The organism is Proteus sp. fly-1008, assembly GCF_040140305.1.
In the GTDB taxonomy this organism is placed as follows: domain Bacteria; phylum Pseudomonadota; class Gammaproteobacteria; order Enterobacterales; family Enterobacteriaceae; genus Proteus; species Proteus vulgaris_B.
Map to the genome: position 1 here is coordinate 224,153 of NZ_JBEEWH010000001.1, position 23,169 is coordinate 247,321.

A 23,169-nucleotide genomic window follows, 5' to 3' on the forward strand; every position below is an offset into this window, starting at 1 on the left:
ATAAACGAAGATTGATTTATTCGTATATTTTTCTTCTTTCAGTCGCAATATCAAATGCCAAACTCCGTAAATTAGGGGTATGGTTTATTAATGCGCGATGCGTTGATGCTTGGCTAATAAAAGCAAAACTTTCCCCCCAAGGGTGTTGATAACGGTCACGTACGATAGGTGCGCGCCAATATTGCAATAATCCTTCTAAAGGCAAATGATCGTCTCCGACGGTTAATGCCTGATTGACTAATTGTGGAAACTCACGTTTGATCTCTTTCGCTTGTAAGTACCAGCGTTCTCTTCCATAAATGGCAGCTTTTAATGTGATATTATTATCACTTAAATACCATACTTGGGGCACAGCTTGTTCATCTGCGTTAATTCCTGAAACTGCATCAGTAAAGCGTTTAGCACACTGTAGATTTTGCACCAACGCTTCTCTTACTCGTTGATTTTGTGCTGAACTGATCGATGTTTTATAAGGGCCTAAGCGATAGTGCTTCCAACATGCCTCATCATAGATATCAAAATCACTTAATGCTCTGCCGTAGTTGTCTATTACCACCGGATTGGGTGGTAATAATTGGTATACAAAAGGACAACCGCAGACATCATCAGATGAGAAGCCATGAAGGTAACCACTTCCGGCATAATAGCCAGTCTCCATCATTGATAACGCCTGAAATGTACCATGCCAAGGTGGCCCAAAGGCATACCATTTTGCTACTAATGCTCTATTTTCAGGAGTGGTATGACGCAACCAATAGCGTATTGCGAGGTTAGACGCGGATTGTGCAATAATAATAAAAGGCTGGTTCTCACCAAAAATAGTTTTCAGTCGATTAATTTCTCTATCAATAGCATCCACCAGCAATCGATGATCGGCTCGCCAATCATGAGCAAGGAAAAATAGATCTTGCCCTTCACGATAACCCAATGCGGTTTCAAGAACATCTTTAAGCTCTTGGGTGACCAATGTGCTCACTAAATAAGGGACAATCGAAAATGCGTGCAATTGCTCTGTGGCTAATACACGAGGTGAATGCTGTGCGTTGGGATGTTCATATTCATAATCACTCTTTGTAAAGACACTACGATGATCACCCCAAATAAAAGCCTGCTTTTGTCTATCAAAAAGCTTAGTTCCTAAAATTCCTGGTAAATAGATAATAGGAAGATTTGGCACTTTATCATCAAGTTTCGCTTTACGAATTTGAGACGCAATAAGCTGAGCTCGTATTAATGACCATCCTCTATTGAGTGGCATATTTTTAGCGTCCTTTTAATGGAATAAGCGTGATAGGCACATTTTCGCTACCAAAATGCGTTTTTTCAGCTTCAGTAACAGGGAAATGAGCACGATCGTAAACCTCAAACAGTTGGCAAGGTTCATTTTTGTGATGATAAAGGCAGATCCCCTCTGCTTTAGGACTACTTTTGGACAGCATAAAGCGATGACAACTGTTGGTGCTGATTGGGCCAACAGGCTCACCTTGTTTTGTAATAAATTGATAGTAAATAGGTGATTCATTTTTTTGTTCAATATGGCAAGCCTGAACAGGACCACGGAATGGATGTGTAATACAGATAAAACCATCAGGGATATGTGCTGATAATTTATCAGTGTTAGAGCCCGCCCAAGGCAAAATAATAGAAGGCTGAAAATGACAATGAGGACATTGCCCATTATCTAAGTGAGATTGTGCAATTAACCCACTTCGCTTAACTAATAAGGTATGGCATTGTGGACAATAAGAGTTTGCGCTGTCTGTATCAAACACATTTCCGACGTAAACATAGCGCATACCTTCGTTTAAGGCTTGCTGGCGAGCTTGTTCTAAAAAGGGAATTGATGTGCGTTCAACGTGTCGATATTGGTAATCAGGATGGAAACGAACATAGTGCAAAGGAATATCTGCATCAAGATATTTAAGCATCCAATCCGTGACTTTTTTCGCTTCCTCCAATGAGTCATTACGTCCTGTCACACATAAGTTAGAGACTTCAAGATGCGGATTATTTGTGGATTTGCGTGCATCATAAACTTGTTTAATACCGTCAAGAACGGGCTGTAATCGCCCTCCTGTATGTTTACGATAAAAACTATCTTGCATTGATTTTAATGAAATACTAAAGATATCCATTACACCTAGTAATTCATCAATACCTTTCTCACTGATATAAAATGCACTTTTATAGAGATTTTTTAAGCCATGTTCGCGAGCAAGCTTCGCCGTATCCATAACAAATTCATGCCAAACAATTGGATCATTATAAGTCCACGACAAAACTCGGATATTATGTTTTAACGCATAATTGACCACATCCTCTGGGCTGTAATACGCCACATTGCTGTCTTGCACATAACGAGCTTGGCTTGTACTCCAATTTTGGCAAAAATCACAACGTAGCATACAGCCAATATTACCTAACGATAAGATACGTTCACCCGGTGCATAATGATATACCGCTTCGGTTTCTATCGACTCTTGAGTCATCGGCACAGATTTACCGTAGTTTAACGTGACTAAACTGCCATTCTCATTGCGTCTTAGTTTACAAGTTCCTGTACGGCCTAAATTAATTTTACAGGCTCGTGGGCAAAGCTCGCACTGAATACGATTGTTTGAAATTGGGTGCCATAAGCGCGCAGGATGCCCTGTTTGTTGCCATTGCTTCATTCTTACCATGAGTTATTCCTTCTTATCATTACAATGATGGTTATTTCCACGAAGCGGCAAAGTGGTTTTTTGTCGGCTACCTGTTTGCCAGCATTTCAAGACATGACGTAGTGACCAGCTAAAAGGATGGCCTTTTGCCGGTGTATTAATTAAATAATGGCATTCGCCTTGTGGCGTTAAATGGGCGATCAGTTTAAAACCAGGGCCAAACGTATATGGCTTAGTTTTAATGGTGTCGTTATTCCCTATTTGAGATTGCGTTAAGAAATCTGCATTTTGTCGTGTCGCGTGAACAGTTTCACGATTGCCACCTTGATAGAGATAACGTCCAGTTAATAGACGATTAAGCCATAAGGGTTTTTTGATACTATGCTGGAATTCAACATAAGGGCGTTCCATTTTTTGGCTAGCGATTAACGCACTGGCATAGGTTTCACGAATTAATATGGGGATCTCTTTTTCTTCAAACAGCCAATCTTGAAGATGGTATTGCAGAATATTGAGAATACTCCAGCGACAACTTGGCCAAAAATCCGTATACAGAGCACGTGATCCTCTTTTTAATACCTTGCCTAATACCTTGTCAGTAAGATGTTGAGTCCACACATCAAAAAATCGTGAGGCATTTAATTGCTGAGTATCGCCATCCCACTGAGAAAGGATTTTATCTTCAGGCACATAAGGGAGTAAAAAAGCGAGTGCTTGTTGGGCAAAAACATCTTTTTTATCATCTTGGAGTTGGCAAAACGTCTCAACAGTATGTTTTTTTGTTTGCTGAATAAGCGCTTCAATACGCAACGCTCTTGTCGGTGGATGCCAGCGATTAGATAGTGCAGGTTTTCCATTAAAAAGAGACTCGCTATATTGATTGGCATAAAGAACATATCCCCGTTCAGGGTTATATTCGGCGGGTAAATCATCAAAAGGTACATAACCTTGCCACTGATGTAATGGCTCCGTTAGGCTTAGTACTAAACTACCAATTTCACGATCACGCTTAGGAATATATCCCATACTCTGTAAGCCAATGTCACCGTAAATATCGGCATATCCCACCATCATAGGGGAATTTTTTACATGCTTTAAAGCCTCTCGAAATGATGTCCAGTTATGGCATTTTGCAAGCTGATAAAAAGTAATATCGCCACTTGGATCATCTAAGGCAGGCCAGCGTAAAAATAGACCATAGCCCGCTTTTTCAGACATTAAGCGACCTTGTGAATAATCATAAGTGACGAAAGTATGTTGACGCTTTGAGGTTAAACCAATGGTATGTGTTCTTTTGGTTAATGCCTCCCATCCATTGATGGTTTCGACCTTCTCATTTTTTAAATCAATACGCCCCCAAAATAAATCTTGGTTATCCGCCATAATACCGACCATTCCCCAAGCTGCATGAGAATTACGCCCCACAATAATGCCTGGTGAACCAGGAAAATGTGAACCCATTACGCTTAATCCTTCGTCGCTTTCTAAGCGACATAACAGATTAAAACTAGGGTTAACATGTCCCATATGCGGATCAGCCGCTAATATCGGTTTACCCGATGCGGTAAACGAACCATTCACTGCAATCACGTTAGAGCCCGTATCAGGCGAGGCTAATCCTAAGTGCTGTAGGCCTTTTAGCCCTTCTTTAAACGCTGCAATCACTTCGGGGTAATATTCCCCCTGTTCATTTAAAGGTAATGGTGGAATTTGATTGCCTTCAAGACTAAAGGTAGATAAAAGTTGTTGATGTTGGGATGTTGTAAGCCGATTTGCTAAACGAGTATTAAATAACTCATATTGCCATGCTGAGTTAATAAAGTATTTCAATTGCCCTAAGAGGTAGCTATCTGTCGTGGTAAATTTTTCAGGTTGGTAACGCAATAATAAGCATTCTATAGGTCTGATTTTTAAATCACTAATGGCTTGGTTTATACCTGCAATATACGCAGTGATATGTTGAAACTGTGTCGCTTGCCAGCTATCCTTTGTTGCATTTTTATCGTTAAGCTCTGCAATTTTAGCTAACTCTACTAATCCTAATCTACGTTGAAAAATATCTGTTCTAAGCGCACCATTTCCCATTACTTCACTTAAGCGACCACTAGCAACTCGACGAGATAAGTCTAGTTGCCATAAACGTAAATAGGCTGCGCCATAGCCTTGCCCATAAAAAACCGCATTATCCGTATCACCTTTTATACTTAGCAGTTGCTCCGTCTCTAGTGACAATGTCACGTCACCCCATTGTGAAGTGAGCGTCCTTGGCTTCATTTTGGCTCCTTATTCATCAATGTGTATTGGTTAGCAACGCTTTGGGCATAATCCTTAAAGTCATTTAATGATTCTGCTGCTGTCCATCCTAATAGTTGCTCTGCCTTATAAGATGAATAGGTATAAGTGCTTCCATCCATAATACGTAGTGCTTCACAAGAAAGTGGCATAGTAAGACCTAGCATAGATAATCTATCCATCAACCATGCTAATGGCCGCAAACTACGGCGATCTTTTGCAGGTAGTGGTGGTGTTTTTTGTATTTCACTTAACAGTGTGAAAATTTCAGGCATAGAAAAAACATCACCTGTAAACAGAACCGTTTCTTGTGGTTTATCTAAGGCCAGTAATCGCAATAATCCATCACATAGTTTTTCAACATGGCAAAGTTGAAAGGTACTGTTTGTGCTGATTTGAAAAGGAATTTTTTTATTGAAAAAAGCAGATAACGTCTGTGCTAAAACGCTATTGTCACCTTCACCAAATACACCACCACAAATCGCAATTTTAATTGGCATTCCTTGTTGCTGGTGACGCTCGACTAATGCGTGAGCGATTTGCTTAGTTTCTTCATAATAACTGCGAAAATAACCATTGTGGCGATGAGTCTCATCAAGTAATAACCCCTTTGTTTCCCCTAATGCTGCCGTTGTGCTGGTATATAAAACCTGAGAGATTTGTGCTTTTTTGGCTTCATTCAGTAAATTCAATGTGCCAGTGACATTGGTTTGATACATTTTTTGATGTTCTGAACGTGTCGGTGCAATGCCTACTCGATAATCAGCAGCTAAATGAATAATGATATCTTGTCCACTCAACGCTTCTCGGTAGGTATTCGGTTGCAATAAATCACCTTTCACCACCTTAGTACCGTTGGGTAATGCTGGACGATAAGAGTGATTTTTATGAGTTTCGCGACATAATATCGTTAATTCATCACCAAGTTCTGCAAGTTTGGGCAATAAGTAAGAGCCAATAAATCCACTAGCACCTGTGATAAATATTTTCCGTTTATTCAATGTTGTTATCCTTCTTTACTCACAAAGAACACCAGTGCAGACAATATAAAAAAGCCGTCATGCGTTGCTGTCATTGGGCGAGAATGCATTGTGCCAATGGGGCAATAACGAGTGAAACAGTAATTTTGTAGTGAAAGTGAAGAGAGAGAACCGTGATAAGCCAGTGTTTGTAAGCGTGCAAACCACTCTTTTTGGGCTAATTGCAAATGATGTTCCACAGAGCCAACAACCAATTGAAAGCCAAAGTTGAGCCAATATTGAGGCATAAATCGGGTGTGATAAGTGACTGCCCAACCTGATTTTGCATCATAATGTGTTGGTTTTTCATTATTGAGTAGCTCACGAGACAATGAATACTCATGGGCTTGTGCCATTTGTTGAAGTTTTAAAGCCTCTGGTAATGGCGGTAATGTGGGTAATGCGATAGAAAGTTGCTGATAGAGTTGTTCTGCACCAGTTTTATTCTCTAATAAAATAAAACGAGGTGAACTACAAACCTGTTGCCTAAACAAGCACACATCATTTAACACCAAAGAAATATCAGGTAATGAATCTCCCAAAATAGCCATTCCACTTATTTTTGGGCCCAACTCAATCAATTTAATATGTGCTGGTGTTATTTGGCGATAATGCTGAATGAGTGCATCACTACCCGCTAATAAAATGGCTTCAACACCTTCAAGAACAAGCTCATCATTTTGATTTTCACTCGACCAATTTAGAATTTCACACTGTTTTTCATTTAATCCTAAATATGCCCGTAATGAATAAAGCCATTGTGTGGATAATCGTGCTTTTATTCTGATGGGGCTACCAATTAAATAGCCTGCAAGTAAGGCTTCTAATGTACCAAGGGGATCTTTTTCAGAGACGACAATTAATAATTTATTGGGCGCACGCCAATTTTTATTTCCTAACTCATTAGCCACTTTTTGTGCTAGATCATCGCTATAAGCCCATTGTTTTAAACGTTCAAGGCAGAATTTTTGCGTTAAGATATCATCAGAAAATAACCAGTTTTCATTAAGGCAGTGTATTAAACACAGTTTAATGTTTGCTAAACGAACAAGTATAGCTTCTATCATTTTATCTGTGCAGCACAAGTGCCCTCTGGTGAAGTTGCTCTTCCAATATAATGAATATAGGGTAAAGAATGACCACAAGCGCATTGTGTTCCCCATATTCCTAAATCTTGGGTTAACAGACGTTGAGAAGGAAGAGAATCAAAAAAAGGATTTTCAAGTTGAATAAATCCTGTTTTACCTTCTGGTGCCCGATCACCTGTTTCATCAATAATGGCAAAACGAGAATAAGCTGGAATGTGAAAATGCCCTTCACTGCAACTAATGTAGTGTAGAGGATGCTCTGTCATGCCATAAATATCACGAATATCAACATTAGGAGCGTGTAAGGTTTCTTTTAATCCTTGGATAATAACTGGTCGTTCAAGTCGCTTTGTCATCCCTTTCCATCCCCCACCCGTTAAGCCTTTAATCGGTGATAACAGCGTGAAGGGTTCTGGTCGGCTTAAACATAAGTGTTCAAAAAAAAGGGTTAACCCAAGAATATAAATAGGAGCCGGATCGTTCGCCCAACGTTGTAATGTTGACCATGCGAGTTTTGTATCAAACTGGCCTTGTTCTGATACCGTAAAAACAAGCTCTTTAATCGGTGCACATTGGGTGAATTTTAAGAAAGCAGTGGCAAAACCAGCATGATCGCCAGATTGAGGATCAGGTGATAACATCAGAAAATGGGCTGGATTTGTGGATATTAGGTTATTGTGATAGAAAATCTGTATCATTGCTGTTTCAATGCGCTTTAGGCTGTTCTCATCAAAGAAAACTTGTGTTTTTCCTTGTTGTCCCGTTCCTGAACTATTTAGCCAAATACCATTACGATGTGTTGGCGTCGCTAAATCCATGGTTTTAAATAAATTAACGGGGATAACCGGCTGAGGCATTTTTTTCCACAGCGATTGATAATTAGCATTATATTGGCGATGCCAGATATCTGCTTCATCCATAGATGCAGTAAAAAGAGCATCATCAAAACTATCAACAGCATAAGGTTGAGTAAGATTAACTAAGCTATCAATTTTATGACGCTGTTTTTCTGACATGATGTATCCTTACATTGATAAAGGTTATATCAACATAGTCAGCAATTATTTTTACTTATTGAATGTAATTATTCTTAAAATAGGAAAGATGTGATTATATTTCACTATTCTTATGTTTTATATCACATTGTTTTATCTAGATTGAATAATCATTATTTGATAAATAGGTATTTCCGCTTAAAAATAAAGAGAACACCTTAAAAATAAAAGTGTTCTTTCTTATGGATTATGATGAGTGAATTGCTATTTTGCGTAAAAATAGCTGAGTTTATCCATTAGCTTTTCACGAACGTTATTGGAAATAAAACTAGCATTAAGAGCATCGATATTACATTGCTGAAAGTTTTTAAAGCATTACAAGATGCAAATTTTTTGACTTTTATTTGCCAACAATTAAGCAAAAAACTTTATCAATCATCGTTAAAACACTCTCAATCATCCTATTCTTCAGAATTTAAGTTACGCCGATATTTATTTTTTAAAACTCAGCAAGAAGGACTCTCTTTTCAATTAGAAAAAAGAGATCCATTAGCGGCAATACTGTGGATTTCAACCAGACAATTAAACCGCGCTTTAGCATATTTAGTGAGTATTAAAGCGATTACATTAAAGAACAAATCGATAACGGTATTAGATTGTGAATGCTTATCCTACATTGATAGCTCCAAATGAATAGATTGTAAATGATAGGTATTTAATTAAATATCAATCAATTACCTCATTTCTATCTTGTTCATTTTTTTTGTTCCCTTAAAGCAAATGTTTTAAATGGTAATGAAATAAACTTAAGCTACAATTTAATAAACCTGCTGGAATAAATATAAAAAACTCACCTTCATATCTTTAATTTATTTTAAAAATAAATAGTTATCTGTATTACGAATAAAGCACGGTACGCTCACGCCTTTTATTTAACAAAGGGTTAATTCCTTTTAAATAGGAAATCAAAAATCATGAATAAAACTTTCGCGTCTGAAATATTTATCAATGGTGAGATCCATACTCTTGATAGAGAGAATCCTATTGCTCAAGCGATAGCTATCTATCAAGGTAAATTTCTTTTTATTGGCTCAAATGATGAAGCGATGCAGTTTCAAAATGCAGAAACAAAAATCATTGATCTAGAAAACCACGTTATTATTCCTGGGCTTAATGACTCACACCTGCACCTCATTCGTGGTGGATTAAACTACAATCTAGAATTACGGTGGGAAGGCGTGCCCTCTTTGTCTATTGCCCTTGATATGTTAAAGGCTCAAGCACAAGTGACACCGTCACCACAATGGGTACGTGTTGTTGGTGGCTGGAGCGAGTTTCAATTTGCAGAGCGTCGTATGCCAACGCTAGACGAAATTAATGCGGTTTCTCCTGATACGCCAGTTTTTGTATTACACCTCTATGACAGTGCATTGTTAAATAAAGCGGCACTGCGTGCGATTGGTTATACCAAAGAGACACCAAACCCACCGGGTGGTGAAATTCAGCGTGATGAACATGGCAACCCTACCGGATTGTTGATAGCAAAACCTAACGCTATGTTGCTCTATTCTGCATTAGCAAAAGGCCCTAAATTACCTCTTGAATATCAAGTCAATTCAACTCGCCAATTTATGAGAGAATTGAATCGTCTTGGTGTAACTAGCGCCATTGATGCAGGGGGTGGTTTTCAAAATTATCCTGAAGATTATCAAGTTGTTGATGAGCTCGCTAAGAATAATCAATTAACTATTCGTATTGCTTATAACTTATTTACCCAAAGGCCAAAACAAGAATTTGAAGATTTCCAACAATGGACATCAATGGTATCACCCGGTGATGGTAGTGATTTTTATCGTCATAACGGCGCAGGTGAAATGTTGGTTTTTTCTGCGGCTGATTTTGAAGATTTTTTACAGCCAAGACCTGATCTTCCTGAAAATATGGAAGCTGAATTAGAAAAAGTGATCCGTCACTTAGTTGAACATCGCTGGCCATTTCGTTTACATGCCACTTATAACGGATCCATTAGCCGAATGTTAGATGTCTTTGAAAAAGTAAATAAAGATATTCCTTTCGATGGACTACATTGGTTTTTCGATCATGCTGAAACCATCAGTGAGAAAAATATTGAACGTGTTAAAGCGCTTGGCGGTGGATTAGCAATTCAACATCGTATGGCATTCCAAGGTGAATATTTTGCACAACGCTATGGCACAAAAGCACTGAAACAAACACCGCCTGTCGCCAAAATGCTAAATGCACAAGTCCCAGTTGGATTAGGTACAGATGCAACTCGTGTTGCTAGTTACAATCCGTGGACAGCGCTTTATTGGTTAGTTTCGGGGCGTACTGTGGGTGGTATGCAAATGTATGATGGTGATAATCGTTTAGACAGAGATACTGCCTTAATGCTTTGGACTATGGGGAGTTCATGGTTCTCTAATGAACAAGGTAAAAAAGGTCAAATTAAAGCAGGTCAACTTGCCGACTTTATCGCCCTTTCTGCTGATTATTTTCGAGTACCAGAAAACGAGATCAAAGCGATTGAATCACTTTTAACGGTAGTAGATGGCAAGATCGTGTATGCAAATGGTGCATTCTCATCGTTAACACCGCCATCTATTCCGGTATTGCCGGATTGGTCGCCTGTGATCAAAGTCCCAGGTCATTATTCTTACTTACAACAAGAGACAAAAGCTGCGGTTTTAAATCAGTTACATCAATGCTGTGGTGCTTGTCATGTTCATGGACATCAACATGATATCGCTCGTCAATCATCTATTCCTGTTTCAGATGATAATGCATTTTGGGGCGCTTTAGGTTGCTCTTGCTTTGCATTTTAATATTTTATAATAACGATGGTCGGTAATTATTTACTGGCCATCTCAAATAAAGAGAGATGAGACTATGGCAACGCAACGTACTTCCGCGTGGTCGCCCTTACGTAATCGTATTTTTTTCGTATTATGGATGGCAACGCTATTTTCTAATATTGGGACTTGGATGAATGATGTGGGTGCCGGTTGGTTGATGACAAACCTAAGCCCTGATCCCGTTATGATTGCAGCTATTCAAGCCATGACAACATTACCTGTTTTCTTATTGGCACTCCCAGCTGGAGCCATTGCTGATATTTTTGATAAACGAAAATTGCTTATTTTCGTCAATATTTTGATGCTCTGTGCCGCTTCATTATTAGCGGTTCTTGTGTATTTCGACGTTATCAGTATTGGCTGGTTATTATTAATTACCTTTGTTTTGGGTTCTGGCGCGGCGTTTTTAGGCCCTGCATGGCAAGCGATTGTACCAAGTATTGTTGAGCCCCATGAATTAAAGTCAGGTATTGCCTTAAACAGTATGGGAATTAATATCAGCCGTGCAATAGGCCCAGCACTTGCAGGTATTTTGATTTCTCAAGTTGGTCTTTATTTACCCTTTTTACTTAATGCCTTGAGCTTTATCGCCATTATTCTTGCTGTCTGGTGGTGGGAAGGTGAGAAAAAAGAAGAGGAAAAACTCCCCGCTGAATCTGTTGTTGCCGCGATGATCTCCGGTTTACGCTATGCGCGTTATAGCCCTGCTCTGATAAAAACGATTATAAGAGCGGCCAGCTTTTTTATTTTTGCGAGTGCTTATTGGGCAATGTTACCGCTAGTCGCCCGAGTTTCACTACACGGTGACGCGACATTATATGGTTTACTAACAACTAGCATTGGTATTGGTGCTGTGATTGGCGCATTTAGTTTATCAACATTGCGTGAAAAATTGAGTACCAGCACATTGATTGCTATTGGCACCGTGGGTACAGCGTTGGTGTTATTTATTTTCGCCAGTGCGACTTCAAAATATCTTGCTATTTTCGCTAGTATGCTCGCTGGATTTAGCTGGATAATCACCCTTTCCACATTAATGGTCTCTGCACAGACAGCCTTGCCTAATTGGGTTCGTGCGAGAGGTCTAGCACTTTATTTAACCGTATTTTCTGGCTCAATGGCATTAGGCTCTCTTGTTTGGGGGCAAATTGCTTCACATACTTCAGTAACGATAGCTTTGCTGTGTGCAACGGTTGGAATTATTTTAGTTTGGTTATGTGTTTTGCGTGTCAAATTAGAACATGACAACATCAATTTACAGCATTCAGAACACTTTATTCTTGATGATGGACTTATTGAGATCACAACGGATAAAGGCCCTGTGTTAATTACTGTAAATTATCAAATTGAAGCAATTCACAGTGAGCAATTTCTCAGTTTAATGAATCGACTAAAAACAGTTCGTTTAAGAGATGGCGGTTATTCATGGGGGTTGTTTGTTTCATCTGATGCTATTACGGAAAATAACACTCAATCATATATGGAAACTTTTATGGTGGCTTCTTGGGCTGAGCATCTTCGTCAACATGATCGCGCGACAATGGACGATAAACAATTGCAACAACAATTAGATAAAATAATCAGTGCCAAAAAAGTAACACACGCTTTTTCTGCTTTTTCGCCAAAAAAATAACCACATTAACTACTCATACACCTTATTTGTATTTATTTCGATCAATAAGGTGTGTGAGAGGTTTTATGTTTTCTATCCTTTCATTGCCTCTCATCTTACTTTCTTGTACTCTGCACCGCTTCTTACCTTGAAATTAATAATACGTATTTGAGAAAATCATGACAGGACATATTTCTAAAGATCCGCTACATGGCGTCACTCTTGAAATGCAAGTAAATGCGCTGGTGGCTAAATATGGTTGGGCTAAATTAGGTCAACTTATCAAGATTAACTGCTTTAGAAGTGATCCTAGCGTGAAATCAAGTTTGAAATTCTTGCGTAGAACCCCTTGGGCACGTGCTGAAGTAGAAGCGCTTTACCTAGATTCTCTTGAAGCCGATATTGATGATGTGATTGAAGTTATCGATAGTCCTGATTGTGATCCGTGGGCGAATAGTAGAAAGCGATAAGTGTTTTATTTTATTGTTATATTTTCTCACTCATCCCTAAACTCTTTCGGCGTCATACCAAATTCTTTTTTAAAGATAGAATAAAAATATTGCAATGACGGATAGCCACACATCACGGATATTTCTTGTATCGCAAGTGTTGTGGTGGCTAATAAATTTTGAGCGCGTTTGAGTTTTTCCTCATAAATAACCGTATGAATTGTCTTGCCAATTTCCTTTTTAAACCGTTGCTCTAAATTAGAACGCGACATATTAACTGCATCTAAAACTTGTTCTGTTTTTATCCCTTTACAGGCATTGTAATAAATATAATGCATAGCTTGAACAACGGTGGGATCGTTAAATGAGTGAAAATCAGTTGAGCGCCGTTCAACAATTTTAACGGGGGGAACTAATATTCTTTGCTGTTTATCTGTTACATGCCCATCTAGGGTTTGATGTAATAATTTTGCGGCTAAATATCCCATTTGCCGTGAACCTTGCACAACAGAAGATAATGCAATACGGGATAAATAGCGTGTCATATCTTCATCATCGATTCCGATAATGCTTATTTCTTCAGGTACATTAATGTTTAAATTGTCGCATACTTGTAATAAATGACGCGCCCTTGCGTCGGTGACAGCAATAATTCCTGTTTGTGGTGGTAAAGTTTGTATCCAGTCAGATAAACGATTTTGCGCGTGTTGCCAGTTTTCTTGTGTAATATCCATGCCGTTATAAACAATACCTGGATATTTTTCACTGGTGACTAATTGGCGAAAAGCGTGCTCTCGTTCATTAGACCAATGAGGGTGATCTTTGGCGGGTAGACCATAAAAAGCAAAATGCTTAAGCCCTTTCTGTTTTAAATGTAAAAAGGCTTGTTGAACTAATTCATAATTATCGGTGGCGATATAAGGTACGGGAGGATAATTTTTTTCTTGATGATAAGATCCACCTACACCAATTACTGCTAACGATGATTGGCTTAAATGCTTAGCAATAATTGGATCGTCAAAATCTGCAATAATCCCGTCACAAACCCAGTGGTTAATATTATCCAGTCGAGTACGGAAATCCTCTTCAATAAAGACATCCCAATGGCACTGTGAGGCCTGAAGATATTCTCCAACCCCCTCAACCACTTGACGGTCATACACTTTATTAGCATTGAATAACAACACAATACGAAAGTATGTATCTTTTTTCATCTTCGTTTACCTATTCCCCCAAGGCTGGCATTAAACCATAGCTTTAATTTTGTAAGAACTTGCTTTCATCGCTATGTGATTACTATCACACAAGCCAAATTTCGTAATAGCAAAGTAAAAAATAGGAATAACCAATGTTAAGAACAACGAGTATTTTGTTTTTAAACACGATTGCCGAGGAGATTTTTCATGTATCAGAATAACTTTAATAAATTAATTTCTAGGCAAAATACCTATAGCGCAAAATGGTGTAATAGTAACGCCAATGTTATTCCATTATCTGTTGCAGATATGGAAATTGCTGCGCCTGATTTTATTACAAACAAACTTGCTGAATTTAATCACAAGGGAATTTATGGCTATACCGATCTTAGCCATGATTGGAATAACGTTGCCGCTAATTGGTTTAAAAGCCAATATCAATGGATAGTTGCCCCAGAGACGATTGTGTTTTGTCCTCGCGTTATACAAGCCGTTTCACTTTATATCCAGAATTTCACACAAATAGGCGATAAAGTCACAACGCTATCTCCAGCTTATCACCCTATTAGCAATGCTGTTTGTGTAAATAACCGCGAGCTATTAGAAAGCCCGTTAATTTATCGGGATGGGTATTATGAAGTTGATTTTGATGATCTTGAAAGTAAGTTTAAACAGTCTGCCTGTTTTATTTTACTCTCACCTCATAACCCAACAGGTACGGTATGGCAAAAAGATGACTTAATAAAAATAGCGAAGCTTGCACAGAAATATCAGGTCTTTATTATTTCTGATGATGTGCACGCAGATTTTGTTTTTGATGATGCTCTCTATCATCCTATTTCATCTTTAAACACCTATGTAGAACAGCACTCTTTTATTTGTACATCTCCAGCGAAAACCTTCAATTTAGCGGGGCTAGAGATAGCGAATATTGTGATTGCTAACCCCGAGTATCGTGAAAAATTCAAACAGTGCTTGATTGCTGCTGGTATTCATAATCCAGGATATTTTTCTGTTCCCGCTTTTTTACAAGCTTATACCTTACAAGGCCAACAATGGCTTGGTGAATTAAAAACGTACCTTGCTGATAACCGACGTTGGGTAAAAGAACAATGTGAACGTCACTTTCCCGATTGGGTTGTCACACAAAGTCATGGCACCTACATGCTATGGATTAATTACCAAAAAATGCAATTAACTGAAGAACAACTAAAACATTGGTTTGTTTCATTAGCCGAAGTGGAAATGAGTTGGGGGCGCGGTTTTGGTGCGGTTGGGGATGGTTTTTTCCGCATTAATATCGCGACACCTCGTTCAATATTAGAAACCGTTTTCACTCGGCTTATTCGTACCTTACCTCACGCCAGTTTGGAATAAATTACAATGAAAACGCAAACGATAAACAGCCCAAGAACACCTACGCTTCTTGAATCGCTCTTTCCTATTCTCACTATGGTGGTGTTATTAGGAGGAGGCTACGCCGCTTTTGATTTACCACCAGAACCATTAATGGTGCTTTCGACCGTTGTGGCTGCACTGTTAGTAAAACGGTTGGGATATCGCTATGAGGAGATCTTAACTGCTATCTCACAAAAGATTGCTAAAACTATGCCAGCATTGCTGATTTTAATCAGTGTGGGCTTGTTAATAGGCACATGGATGATTGGTGGCACCATTCCTTTGATGATCTATTACGGTTTAAAAATGATCAGCCCAGAAATGCTATATGTTACAGCATTACTGGTCACGTCATTGGTGTCGGTCTGTACGGGAACATCATGGGGTTCAGCAGGAACCATAGGTGTTGCATTTATGGGTGTTGCCGTAGGTATGGATGCAAACCTTGCAGCAACAGCCGGCGCCGTAGTCGCGGGAGCCTATTTTGGTGACAAGCTTTCACCGTTATCAGGTGATACTAACCTTGCCGCAATGGCAGCAAGGATCGACCTTTATCAACATATTTGGCACTTACTTTATACCACACTGCCTTCGTTGATTTTAACGGCAATTGTGATGACTGTTTATGGCATGAATGGCGATTTAGCGGGTCAAGGTGTACCAGAAAAAGTGACATTAATAACAAATGGCCTTGAGAATGTTTATAACTTCAACCTTATTCTTCTCATTCCAGTATTAGTGATTTTATATGGTTCAGTAACAAAAAAACCCACTATCCCAGTGATGTTAGCTTCTGCTGCAATTGCAATGCTAAATGCTTATCTTATTCAAGGTTTTGGTTTACATGACATCGTAAAAAGTGCGGTTGATGGCTTCAATGTCTCGATGATCCAAGGTAAAGAAGTTCCTGAATTGTTAGGTAATTTGCTAAATCGTGGTGGCATGAACTCCATGATGAGCACTCTGCTTATCTGTTTCTGCGCCCTCTCTTTTGCTGGTACTTTATCGTTAAGTGGCGCGTTAGAAGTCATTGTCCATGCCCTATTAAAAATGGTGCATTCAACAGGCTCTATGATCATGGCAACGATTGCTTGCGGACTCACCATGATTGGCGTGACCTGTAATGGACAAATCTCAATCCTTATTCCTATCGAAATGTTACGTGGTGCCTATATTGAACGAGGATTACATCCTAAAAACCTGGCGCGTACTGTAGAAGACTCCGCCACTATCTTTGAACCTATTTTACCGTGGACTGCCGCAGGTGCTTATATGGCGGGTACGTTAGGTGTTGCAACCTTAAGTTACTTACCTTGGGCTGTATTGTGCTGGAGTGGCATCTTCTTTGCCATGCTGTGGGGTTTTACGGGCTTTGGCATTGCCAAATTAACACCAGAAGAGCAGGAAGAAATGACTGCTGAGCTTGGATCACATTCAGAATTACAACTTGATACTAAATAAGGACGGTTCCATGTCTTACTTTGATAAAATTGAACAAATTCAATATGAAGGCACAACAAGCGATAACCCATTAGCGTTTCGTTACTATGATCCTGATGAAATTATTTTGGGTAAACGAATGGAAGATCACCTAAGATTTGCAGCTTGTTATTGGCATAACTTCTGCTGGAATGGTTCTGATATGTTCGGTATCGGTACTTTTGATAGACCATGGCAAACACCAGGTGAAGCATTAGAGCAAGCAAAACGTAAAGCAGATGTGGCCTTTGAATTCTTTCATAAGCTTAATGTTCCTTTCTATTGTTTTCATGATGTTGATGTGATTTCTGAAGGGAATAACATCAATGAATATGTTTCTAATATGGCGGCGATCACCGACGTATTAGCGAAAAAACAAGAAGAAACTAACGTTAAATTACTATGGGGAACTGCGAACTGCTTCACTAACCCTCGCTATGGCGCAGGTGCAGCAACAAACCCTGATCCTGATGTTTTTGCATGGGCTGCAACACAAGTGTGTGAAGCGATGAAAGCGACAAAAACACTGGGTGGTGAAAACTATGTATTATGGGGGGGACGTGAAGGTTATGAAACCCTGCTAAATACCGATTTACGTCAAGAAAGAGAGCAAATTGGTCGCTTTATGCAGATGGTGGTAGAGCATAAACACAAAATTGGTTTCCAAGGTACATTACTGATTGAGCCAAAACCTCAAGAGCCAACAAAACATCAGTATGATTATGACACGGCAACCGTTTATGGCTTCTTAAAACAGTTTGGTCTTGAAAAAGAAGTGAAAGTAAACATTGAAGCAAACCACGCAACATTAGCAGGCCATAGCTTCCACCATGAAATTGCTACTGCAATTGCGTTAGGCATTTTAGGCTCTGTTGATGCTAACCGTGGTGATCCTCAATTAGGTTGGGATACAGACCAATTCCCAAATAGCGTAGAAGAAAATGCACTGGTCATGTATGAAATTCTTAAATCAGGTGGCTTTACGACAGGTGGATTAAACTTTGATGCTAAGGTTCGTCGCCAAAGCAATGATAAATATGACCTATTCTACGGACATATTTCAGGAATGGATACAATGGCAATGGCATTACGTATTGCGGCAAAAATGATCCAAGATGGTGGTCTTGATAAATTCACGGCACAGCGCTATTCAGGTTGGAGTGCTGAATTTGGCCAAAATATCCTACAAGGTAAATTAAGCCTTGAAGATGTGGCGAAACATGCACAAAGCAATACCTTAGCGCCACAGTTACAAAGTGGACGCCAAGAAATGTTAGAAAGCTTAGTGAATCGCTATATTTTTGGATAATCGCATCATAATGCTAATAACACAGCGGATTTTCCGCTGTGTTTAATAATTAGATAAACATCATGAGGTAACTTCATGTATTTAGGGCTAGATTTAGGCACATCAAGCGTTAAAGCGATCATCATGAATGAAAGTGGTGACGTTGTCACAAGTTATTCGGTTGCTTTAGCAATATCACGCCCTCACCCTCAATGGTCAGAACAAGATCCACAGCAATGGTGGCAAGCAACGGAAGAAGCTATTCTCCAGCTTGGACACAGTTATCCGATGGAACAAATAGAGGCAATTGGATTAAGCGGACAAATGCATGGTGCTGTTTTGCTTGATGCTCAACAAGCGGTTCTACGCCCTGCGATATTATGGAACGATGGTCGTAGTTTTAAACAGTGCCAAGCACTTGAAACACAATTTCCCCAGTTTAAGAAAATCACTGGTAATTTAGTGATGCCAGGGTTTACGGCACCTAAATTACAGTGGGTTGCTGAAAATGAACCCGCCATTTTTCAACGTGTTGCACATATTTTATTACCGAAAGATTTTTTGCGCTGGAAGATGAGTGGTAATTTTGCCAGTGATATGTCAGATGCGGCAGGTACGCTTTGGTTGGATATGCAAAAGCGTGATTGGAGTGATGAACTTTTAGGTGCAACAGGATTAACTCGCCGACAGATGCCAACATTGTTTGAAGGTAATCAAATCACCGGTTACCTATTAGCTGATGTGGCTAAAAAATGGCATATGAAGCAAGTACCTATTATTGCTGGTGGCGGTGATAATGCCGCGGGGGCAATCGGTGTTGGGGTTTATCAACCCGGTCAAGCAATGCTCTCTTTAGGTACGTCAGGGGTTTATTTTGTGGTAAGTGAGCAGTTTCTACAAAATAGCAATAATGCAGTGCACAGTTTTTGTCACGCATTACCCAATACATGGCATTTAATGTCAGTGATGTTAAGTGCGGCATCATGTCTTGATTGGGTGTGTCAATTGACAGGAGTTGAGAGTGTGAGTGCGATGTTTGAAGACATTAAACACGCCACTTTTGCGGATAGCCCTCTACTCTTTTTACCTTATCTTTCAGGGGAACGAACACCTTATAACAACCCTGATGCCAAAGGCGTATTTTGGGGATTAACCCATGAACATCAACGAGCTGATTTATGTCAAGCTGTTCTTGAAGGTGTGAGTTTTGCATTACGACAAGGGATTGAAGTTGCTGATAATGCAGGGCAATTAGCTGATAGCATTACGTTAATTGGCGGTGGTGCCAGAAGTGAATATTGGCGACAGCTGCTTGCAGATATTACAGGGAAAAATCTCGATTATCGTCAAGGTGGTGATGTTGGCCCTGCGCTTGGTGCAGCAAGACTTGCACAATTAGCAGTAAACCCCGCTCATTCATCACAAGTTATTCTTTCTCAACCTAAGCTTGAAAAACGTCATATACCCAATTTAGAAAAACATAAAACATACGAGAAAAAATATCATGCTTTTAAAAAGCTATATTCATTAATTAATACAATGGAAATATAGCAATATTGCGTCAATATCAGGGAAATACCTAAAGCCACTCAATAAAGAGTGGTTTTATCTCTTCTTATTTAGAGATATGGCTACAGAAAAAATAAAGTAGTTAATTGAAAAAAACAATCTTTAAAGTAATTCCTTGCTAGTAATTGAGCTTACTAGCAAGGCAAAAAATTAACGATAGCCACTACGATGGTTTTTGGCTGACCAACTATAAGTTTCATCACTAGGGGCTAATTTCTGTTTTTTCTTGAGGGCTTGTGCTTTTTTGGTGGCTTTTTCAACTTCGAGGGAGATTTCGGTAATAATGGAATCTTTGGTTCTGTTCATTTCAGCATTAGTTAATTCACGTCCGAACTTCTTTTTTTCTTGAGCTATTCGGGTTCTTACTCGCATTTGTTGGGCATCTGTCATTTCTTGGAGTGTCAGTTTCTTCATTCTATTACCCTACCTATGTTGAGTGAGGAGATATTAATATAACATTATTAAGGTACCTCTCCATCATTATATTTAAAATTGGGGTAATTAATCTCTTATTTCATTAAAAATGCATTACGCCTGAATAAGTGCGTAATGCATAAACAAAAAATTAAACTAATTGAAGAAATGCAGCTTTAAATCCATCAATATCTTGTTGTGTTGTTGCCCAAGAAGTACAAAGGCGTAAACAACTCAAGTTAGGATCTTCAAGTAATACACGATGAAAAACAAATTGTTGAGTTAATTTTTCCGCAATCGCATTTGGTAGAATAACAAAAACTTGGTTAGATTCTGGCGGTGCTAAAAATTCAAAACCTTGTACAGTGAAAAATTCAGTTAATTGTGATGCCATTTCATTAAGGTGTTTACCTAATTTAAAATAGAGATCATCTTTAAATAAAGCTTCAAATTGCGCGCCTAATAACCAGCCTTTTGCTTGTAATCCACCCTTTTGTTTCAAGCTAAAACGAAAGTCAGTTTTCAATGTAGGATGACAAATCACTAAGGTTTCCGCTGACATGGCACCAATTTTAGTACCACCAATATAAAAAGCATCGGTTAAGCTGGCGATATCTTCAATAGTCAGATCACTTTGTGCAGACATAAGCCCTGTCGCTAAACGCGCACCATCAAGGTACAACCACAAATTATTTTCGTTACAGAAATCACGTAGCGCTTGTAATTCTGTTTTGCGATAAACCGTACCAATTTCGGTGGCATTGGTAATATAAACAAGCTTAGGTTGAACCCAATGTTCATCGTTATGTTCAGCAAGAATAGGTTTTAACAGTGCCGGGGATAATTTACCATCAGCCGAAAATGTGGTGATAACTTTATGCCCTGTTGCTTCAATAGCCCCTGTTTCATGCGTTGCAATATGCCCTGTACTCACAGAAATAACAGCTTGGTGTGGACGTAAAAAATGAGAAACCGCGGTTAAATTGGTGATAGTTCCACCATTAAAAAAGTGAATATCCACATCAGGCTGTTGAATACGCTGTTTAATGAGTTCAGCGGCTTGGTGACAAAGTGTATCCATGCCATATCCATCATAGCGTTGACCTACTGTATCAGTGATTGCTTTCATGACCGCAGGATGTGCAATTTCATTATAATCATTTTGGAAGCGGTACATGTGTTCTCCTATCGAATGTTGTGTTTTTTTATTGTGTTTTATAAATAAAAGCGCTCCACATCTAATCAATACACCGATTAAATGTAAAGCGCTTTAATATCTTGAAAAAGTAAGTTATTTAAAGCAGACCTCACCCCAACGGGCTAATCCTGCGGTAACCGATCCAAAATCATTCCCTTTCACAATAGGGATATTAGGTAATTGTTGTTCTATTGCTTGGCATAAAATCGGTGAACGCGCTGAACCACCTGTCATAAAGATAGCGTCCGGTTTTATTCCCCCTTGTTGAACTGCATCATTAACTAATTCAATCATTTTACTTTTAGGGGATTCTATCGACTCCACCATTTGTTCACGTTCAATGGTGCATTCTAATGTTTCACTTAACAAGGCGATATTAGCAATATATTCAGGAGAATCTGATAAGGCAATTTTAGCCTCTTCAGCACGTCGAACAATGCTATAACCCAGTGTTTCATTATACACTTCGATTAGGCGAGCTATTTTTTCAGGTTCTTTCGCATCTCGTCTAAGCTGATTTAATGCAGCTAAATTTTGACGAGAATAAAAATCTTTTTGCGCTTCGACATTATTAATCGCAATAGGATCCCAGAATTGTTTCAGCGGTAATTTAATACCAGAAGAAGTTAATCCTGTCATACCGAATAAAGGCATAAGTTGTTTAAAAGCAAGATAAATATCAAGATCATTACCACCAACACGTTGTCCACTATGGGCAAGTAAGGTGTTTGAACGATCAGTTTTACCTTGATAACTTGGCCCCATCTGAATTAATGAACAATCTGTTGTACCACCGCCAATATCAACAACTAGTACTGTTTGGTCTTTATTTAAGGTAGATTCATATTCAAGTCCAGCTGCCACAGGTTCAAATTCAAACATAATATTCTTAAAGCCAGCTCTTTTAGCCGCGCGGATAAGAATACTTTCAGCTTGTTTATTTGAAGTTTCACCACCTAACCCATTAAAGTTAATTGGTTTACCAATAACGGTATCTGTAATTGCTTCTTGTGTGCTTTTTTCTGCTTGGTGTTTAATATTCGCCATCATGGCGCACACTAAATCTTCAAAGAAGCTAATTTGTATATCATGTAGGCCCGAAGCCCCTAAAAAAGATTTAGGTGATTTAACGTAATAGACATCGCGCGGATCACGTAGATACAAACTTAGTGCAGATTGTCCGAAAAGAATATCTTCAGGTACTAATTCAATATCTTCTTCTCGATTAAACGCAATCGACTTTCTTAGTAATTGTTCGCCAATTTCACTGGAAGGTTTTATATTTAAATGGCGAAATAAGTGCTCAGAAACAGATTCACGGGTTGGCGCACAAAGGGTCGATGGAATATAGACATCATTACCTTCTAAAGGCAAAAGAGTCGGTTTTCCTTCTTTCATGATTGCAACAGAACAATTCGATGTTCCGTAATCAAAGCCTATAAACATTCAGCCTCCCCAATAGACTTCATTAAAAAAAGACTGAGCACTCTACATCAAGATTTTTGCAATTACCACCAGATTATAAAGTCAAAAAGAGCGTCAATGAGACAAGTGATTTACTGTATGAGTGGCTTATAATATTTTTAATAAAATTAATATGGTTATAAAACAATTAGAGATTTTTACGAGAAGGTATAAA

The 23,169-nt window shown here is 38.9% G+C and carries 17 protein-coding genes; 7 read left to right on the forward strand and 10 right to left on the reverse strand.

Translation table 11 applies throughout. The features are described from left to right. Positions 1-16: 16 nt before the first annotated feature. Genes ABN256_RS01110 through ABN256_RS01135 form a run of 6 tightly spaced genes read right to left on the reverse strand, consistent with a single transcriptional unit; the run spans position 17 to position 8,075 of the window. Complete coding sequence (locus tag ABN256_RS01110) at positions 17-1,258, reverse strand: lipase/acyltransferase domain-containing protein (protein ID WP_197269219.1); 1,242 nt, start codon at positions 1,256-1,258, stop codon at positions 17-19. Positions 1,259-1,262: 4 nt separating this feature from the next. Next, the gene (amrS, locus tag ABN256_RS01115) at positions 1,263-2,681 is read right to left on the reverse strand and encodes an AmmeMemoRadiSam system radical SAM enzyme (protein WP_115349715.1); all 1,419 of its coding nucleotides are present in this window, start codon (positions 2,679-2,681) and stop codon (positions 1,263-1,265) included. A gap of 3 nt (positions 2,682-2,684) precedes the next feature. Next, positions 2,685-4,934: a penicillin acylase family protein gene (locus ABN256_RS01120; protein WP_349438948.1), complete on the reverse strand. Its 2,250-nt coding sequence runs from the start codon at positions 4,932-4,934 to the stop codon at positions 2,685-2,687. Continuing rightward, a complete protein-coding gene (locus ABN256_RS01125) occupies positions 4,931-5,953 on the reverse strand; it encodes an NAD-dependent epimerase/dehydratase family protein (protein WP_349438950.1) in 1,023 nt (340 codons plus the stop codon). The genes ABN256_RS01120 and ABN256_RS01125 overlap by 4 nt, the downstream gene beginning before the upstream one ends. 5 nt (positions 5,954-5,958) lie before the next feature. Then, positions 5,959-7,038, reverse strand: coding sequence for an acyl-CoA reductase (locus tag ABN256_RS01130; protein WP_349438951.1), 1,080 nt, complete (start codon positions 7,036-7,038; stop codon positions 5,959-5,961). After that, a complete protein-coding gene (locus ABN256_RS01135; protein ID WP_196553068.1) occupies positions 7,035-8,075 on the reverse strand; it encodes a LuxE/PaaK family acyltransferase in 1,041 nt (346 codons plus the stop codon). The genes ABN256_RS01130 and ABN256_RS01135 overlap by 4 nt, the downstream gene beginning before the upstream one ends. 953 nt (positions 8,076-9,028) lie before the next feature. Here ABN256_RS01135 and ABN256_RS01140 point away from each other — a divergent pair. The 3 genes from ABN256_RS01140 to ABN256_RS01150 all read left to right on the forward strand — a co-directional run bounded on the left by ABN256_RS01140 (position 9,029) and on the right by ABN256_RS01150 (position 13,009). Next, positions 9,029-10,897, forward strand: a complete 1,869-nt coding sequence (locus ABN256_RS01140; protein WP_196553067.1) for an amidohydrolase family protein — start codon at positions 9,029-9,031, stop codon at positions 10,895-10,897. Between the two features lie 64 nt (positions 10,898-10,961). Then, positions 10,962-12,560, forward strand: a complete 1,599-nt coding sequence (locus ABN256_RS01145) for an MFS transporter (protein ID WP_072068052.1) — start codon at positions 10,962-10,964, stop codon at positions 12,558-12,560. Positions 12,561-12,718: 158 nt separating this feature from the next. Continuing rightward, complete coding sequence (locus tag ABN256_RS01150; protein ID WP_072068053.1) at positions 12,719-13,009, forward strand: VF530 family protein; 291 nt, start codon at positions 12,719-12,721, stop codon at positions 13,007-13,009. Positions 13,010-13,035: 26 nt separating this feature from the next. Here ABN256_RS01150 and ABN256_RS01155 read toward each other — a convergent pair whose 3' ends face one another. Beyond that, on the reverse strand, positions 13,036-14,202 hold the full coding sequence (locus tag ABN256_RS01155) for a XylR family transcriptional regulator (RefSeq protein WP_115349719.1): 1,167 nt from the start codon (positions 14,200-14,202) through the stop codon (positions 13,036-13,038). Between the two features lie 189 nt (positions 14,203-14,391). Between ABN256_RS01155 and ABN256_RS01160 the strand changes: the two genes are divergently transcribed. The 4 genes from ABN256_RS01160 to xylB all read left to right on the forward strand — a co-directional run bounded on the left by ABN256_RS01160 (position 14,392) and on the right by xylB (position 19,900). Beyond that, a complete protein-coding gene (locus ABN256_RS01160; RefSeq protein WP_349438954.1) occupies positions 14,392-15,561 on the forward strand; it encodes a MalY/PatB family protein in 1,170 nt (389 codons plus the stop codon). A 6-nt stretch (positions 15,562-15,567) separates the two neighbouring features. After that, complete coding sequence (gene nhaC / locus ABN256_RS01165; RefSeq protein WP_196553062.1) at positions 15,568-17,043, forward strand: Na+/H+ antiporter NhaC; 1,476 nt, start codon at positions 15,568-15,570, stop codon at positions 17,041-17,043. A gap of 10 nt (positions 17,044-17,053) precedes the next feature. Next, on the forward strand, positions 17,054-18,370 hold the full coding sequence (gene xylA / locus ABN256_RS01170) for a xylose isomerase (protein WP_196553061.1): 1,317 nt from the start codon (positions 17,054-17,056) through the stop codon (positions 18,368-18,370). A gap of 75 nt (positions 18,371-18,445) precedes the next feature. Next, positions 18,446-19,900 carry a xylulokinase gene (xylB, locus tag ABN256_RS01175; protein ID WP_349438956.1) on the forward strand — a complete coding sequence of 485 codons (1,455 nt, stop codon included), beginning with the start codon at positions 18,446-18,448 and terminating at the stop codon, positions 19,898-19,900. Between the two features lie 168 nt (positions 19,901-20,068). Here xylB and ABN256_RS01180 read toward each other — a convergent pair whose 3' ends face one another. From ABN256_RS01180 to yegD, 3 genes are all read right to left on the reverse strand, one after another. Next, complete coding sequence (locus ABN256_RS01180) at positions 20,069-20,332, reverse strand: YjbD family protein (protein WP_069369172.1); 264 nt, start codon at positions 20,330-20,332, stop codon at positions 20,069-20,071. Positions 20,333-20,483: 151 nt separating this feature from the next. Then, positions 20,484-21,509, reverse strand: a complete 1,026-nt coding sequence (locus ABN256_RS01185) for a threonine aldolase family protein (protein WP_349438957.1) — start codon at positions 21,507-21,509, stop codon at positions 20,484-20,486. 114 nt (positions 21,510-21,623) lie between these two features. Beyond that, on the reverse strand, positions 21,624-22,976 hold the full coding sequence (gene yegD / locus ABN256_RS01190; protein ID WP_109408252.1) for a molecular chaperone: 1,353 nt from the start codon (positions 22,974-22,976) through the stop codon (positions 21,624-21,626). Positions 22,977-23,169 lie beyond the last annotated feature (193 nt).

Coding starts and splice junctions, on each gene's coding strand:
- ABN256_RS01110 (WP_197269219.1), bottom strand. CDS start 1,258: ATGCCACTCAATAGAGGATGGTCATTAATACGAGCTCAGCTTATTGCG.
- amrS (WP_115349715.1), bottom strand. CDS start 2,681: ATGGTAAGAATGAAGCAATGGCAACAAACAGGGCATCCTGCGCGCTTA.
- ABN256_RS01120 (WP_349438948.1), bottom strand. CDS start 4,934: ATGAAGCCAAGGACGCTCACTTCACAATGGGGTGACGTGACATTGTCA.
- ABN256_RS01130 (WP_349438951.1), bottom strand. CDS start 7,038: ATGATAGAAGCTATACTTGTTCGTTTAGCAAACATTAAACTGTGTTTA.
- ABN256_RS01135 (WP_196553068.1), bottom strand. CDS start 8,075: ATGTCAGAAAAACAGCGTCATAAAATTGATAGCTTAGTTAATCTTACT.
- ABN256_RS01140 (WP_196553067.1), top strand. CDS start 9,029: ATGAATAAAACTTTCGCGTCTGAAATATTTATCAATGGTGAGATCCAT.
- ABN256_RS01145 (WP_072068052.1), top strand. CDS start 10,962: ATGGCAACGCAACGTACTTCCGCGTGGTCGCCCTTACGTAATCGTATT.
- ABN256_RS01150 (WP_072068053.1), top strand. CDS start 12,719: ATGACAGGACATATTTCTAAAGATCCGCTACATGGCGTCACTCTTGAA.
- ABN256_RS01155 (WP_115349719.1), bottom strand. CDS start 14,202: ATGAAAAAAGATACATACTTTCGTATTGTGTTGTTATTCAATGCTAAT.
- ABN256_RS01160 (WP_349438954.1), top strand. CDS start 14,392: ATGTATCAGAATAACTTTAATAAATTAATTTCTAGGCAAAATACCTAT.
- nhaC (WP_196553062.1), top strand. CDS start 15,568: ATGAAAACGCAAACGATAAACAGCCCAAGAACACCTACGCTTCTTGAA.
- xylA (WP_196553061.1), top strand. CDS start 17,054: ATGTCTTACTTTGATAAAATTGAACAAATTCAATATGAAGGCACAACA.
- xylB (WP_349438956.1), top strand. CDS start 18,446: ATGTATTTAGGGCTAGATTTAGGCACATCAAGCGTTAAAGCGATCATC.
- ABN256_RS01180 (WP_069369172.1), bottom strand. CDS start 20,332: ATGAAGAAACTGACACTCCAAGAAATGACAGATGCCCAACAAATGCGA.
- ABN256_RS01185 (WP_349438957.1), bottom strand. CDS start 21,509: ATGTACCGCTTCCAAAATGATTATAATGAAATTGCACATCCTGCGGTC.
- yegD (WP_109408252.1), bottom strand. CDS start 22,976: ATGTTTATAGGCTTTGATTACGGAACATCGAATTGTTCTGTTGCAATC.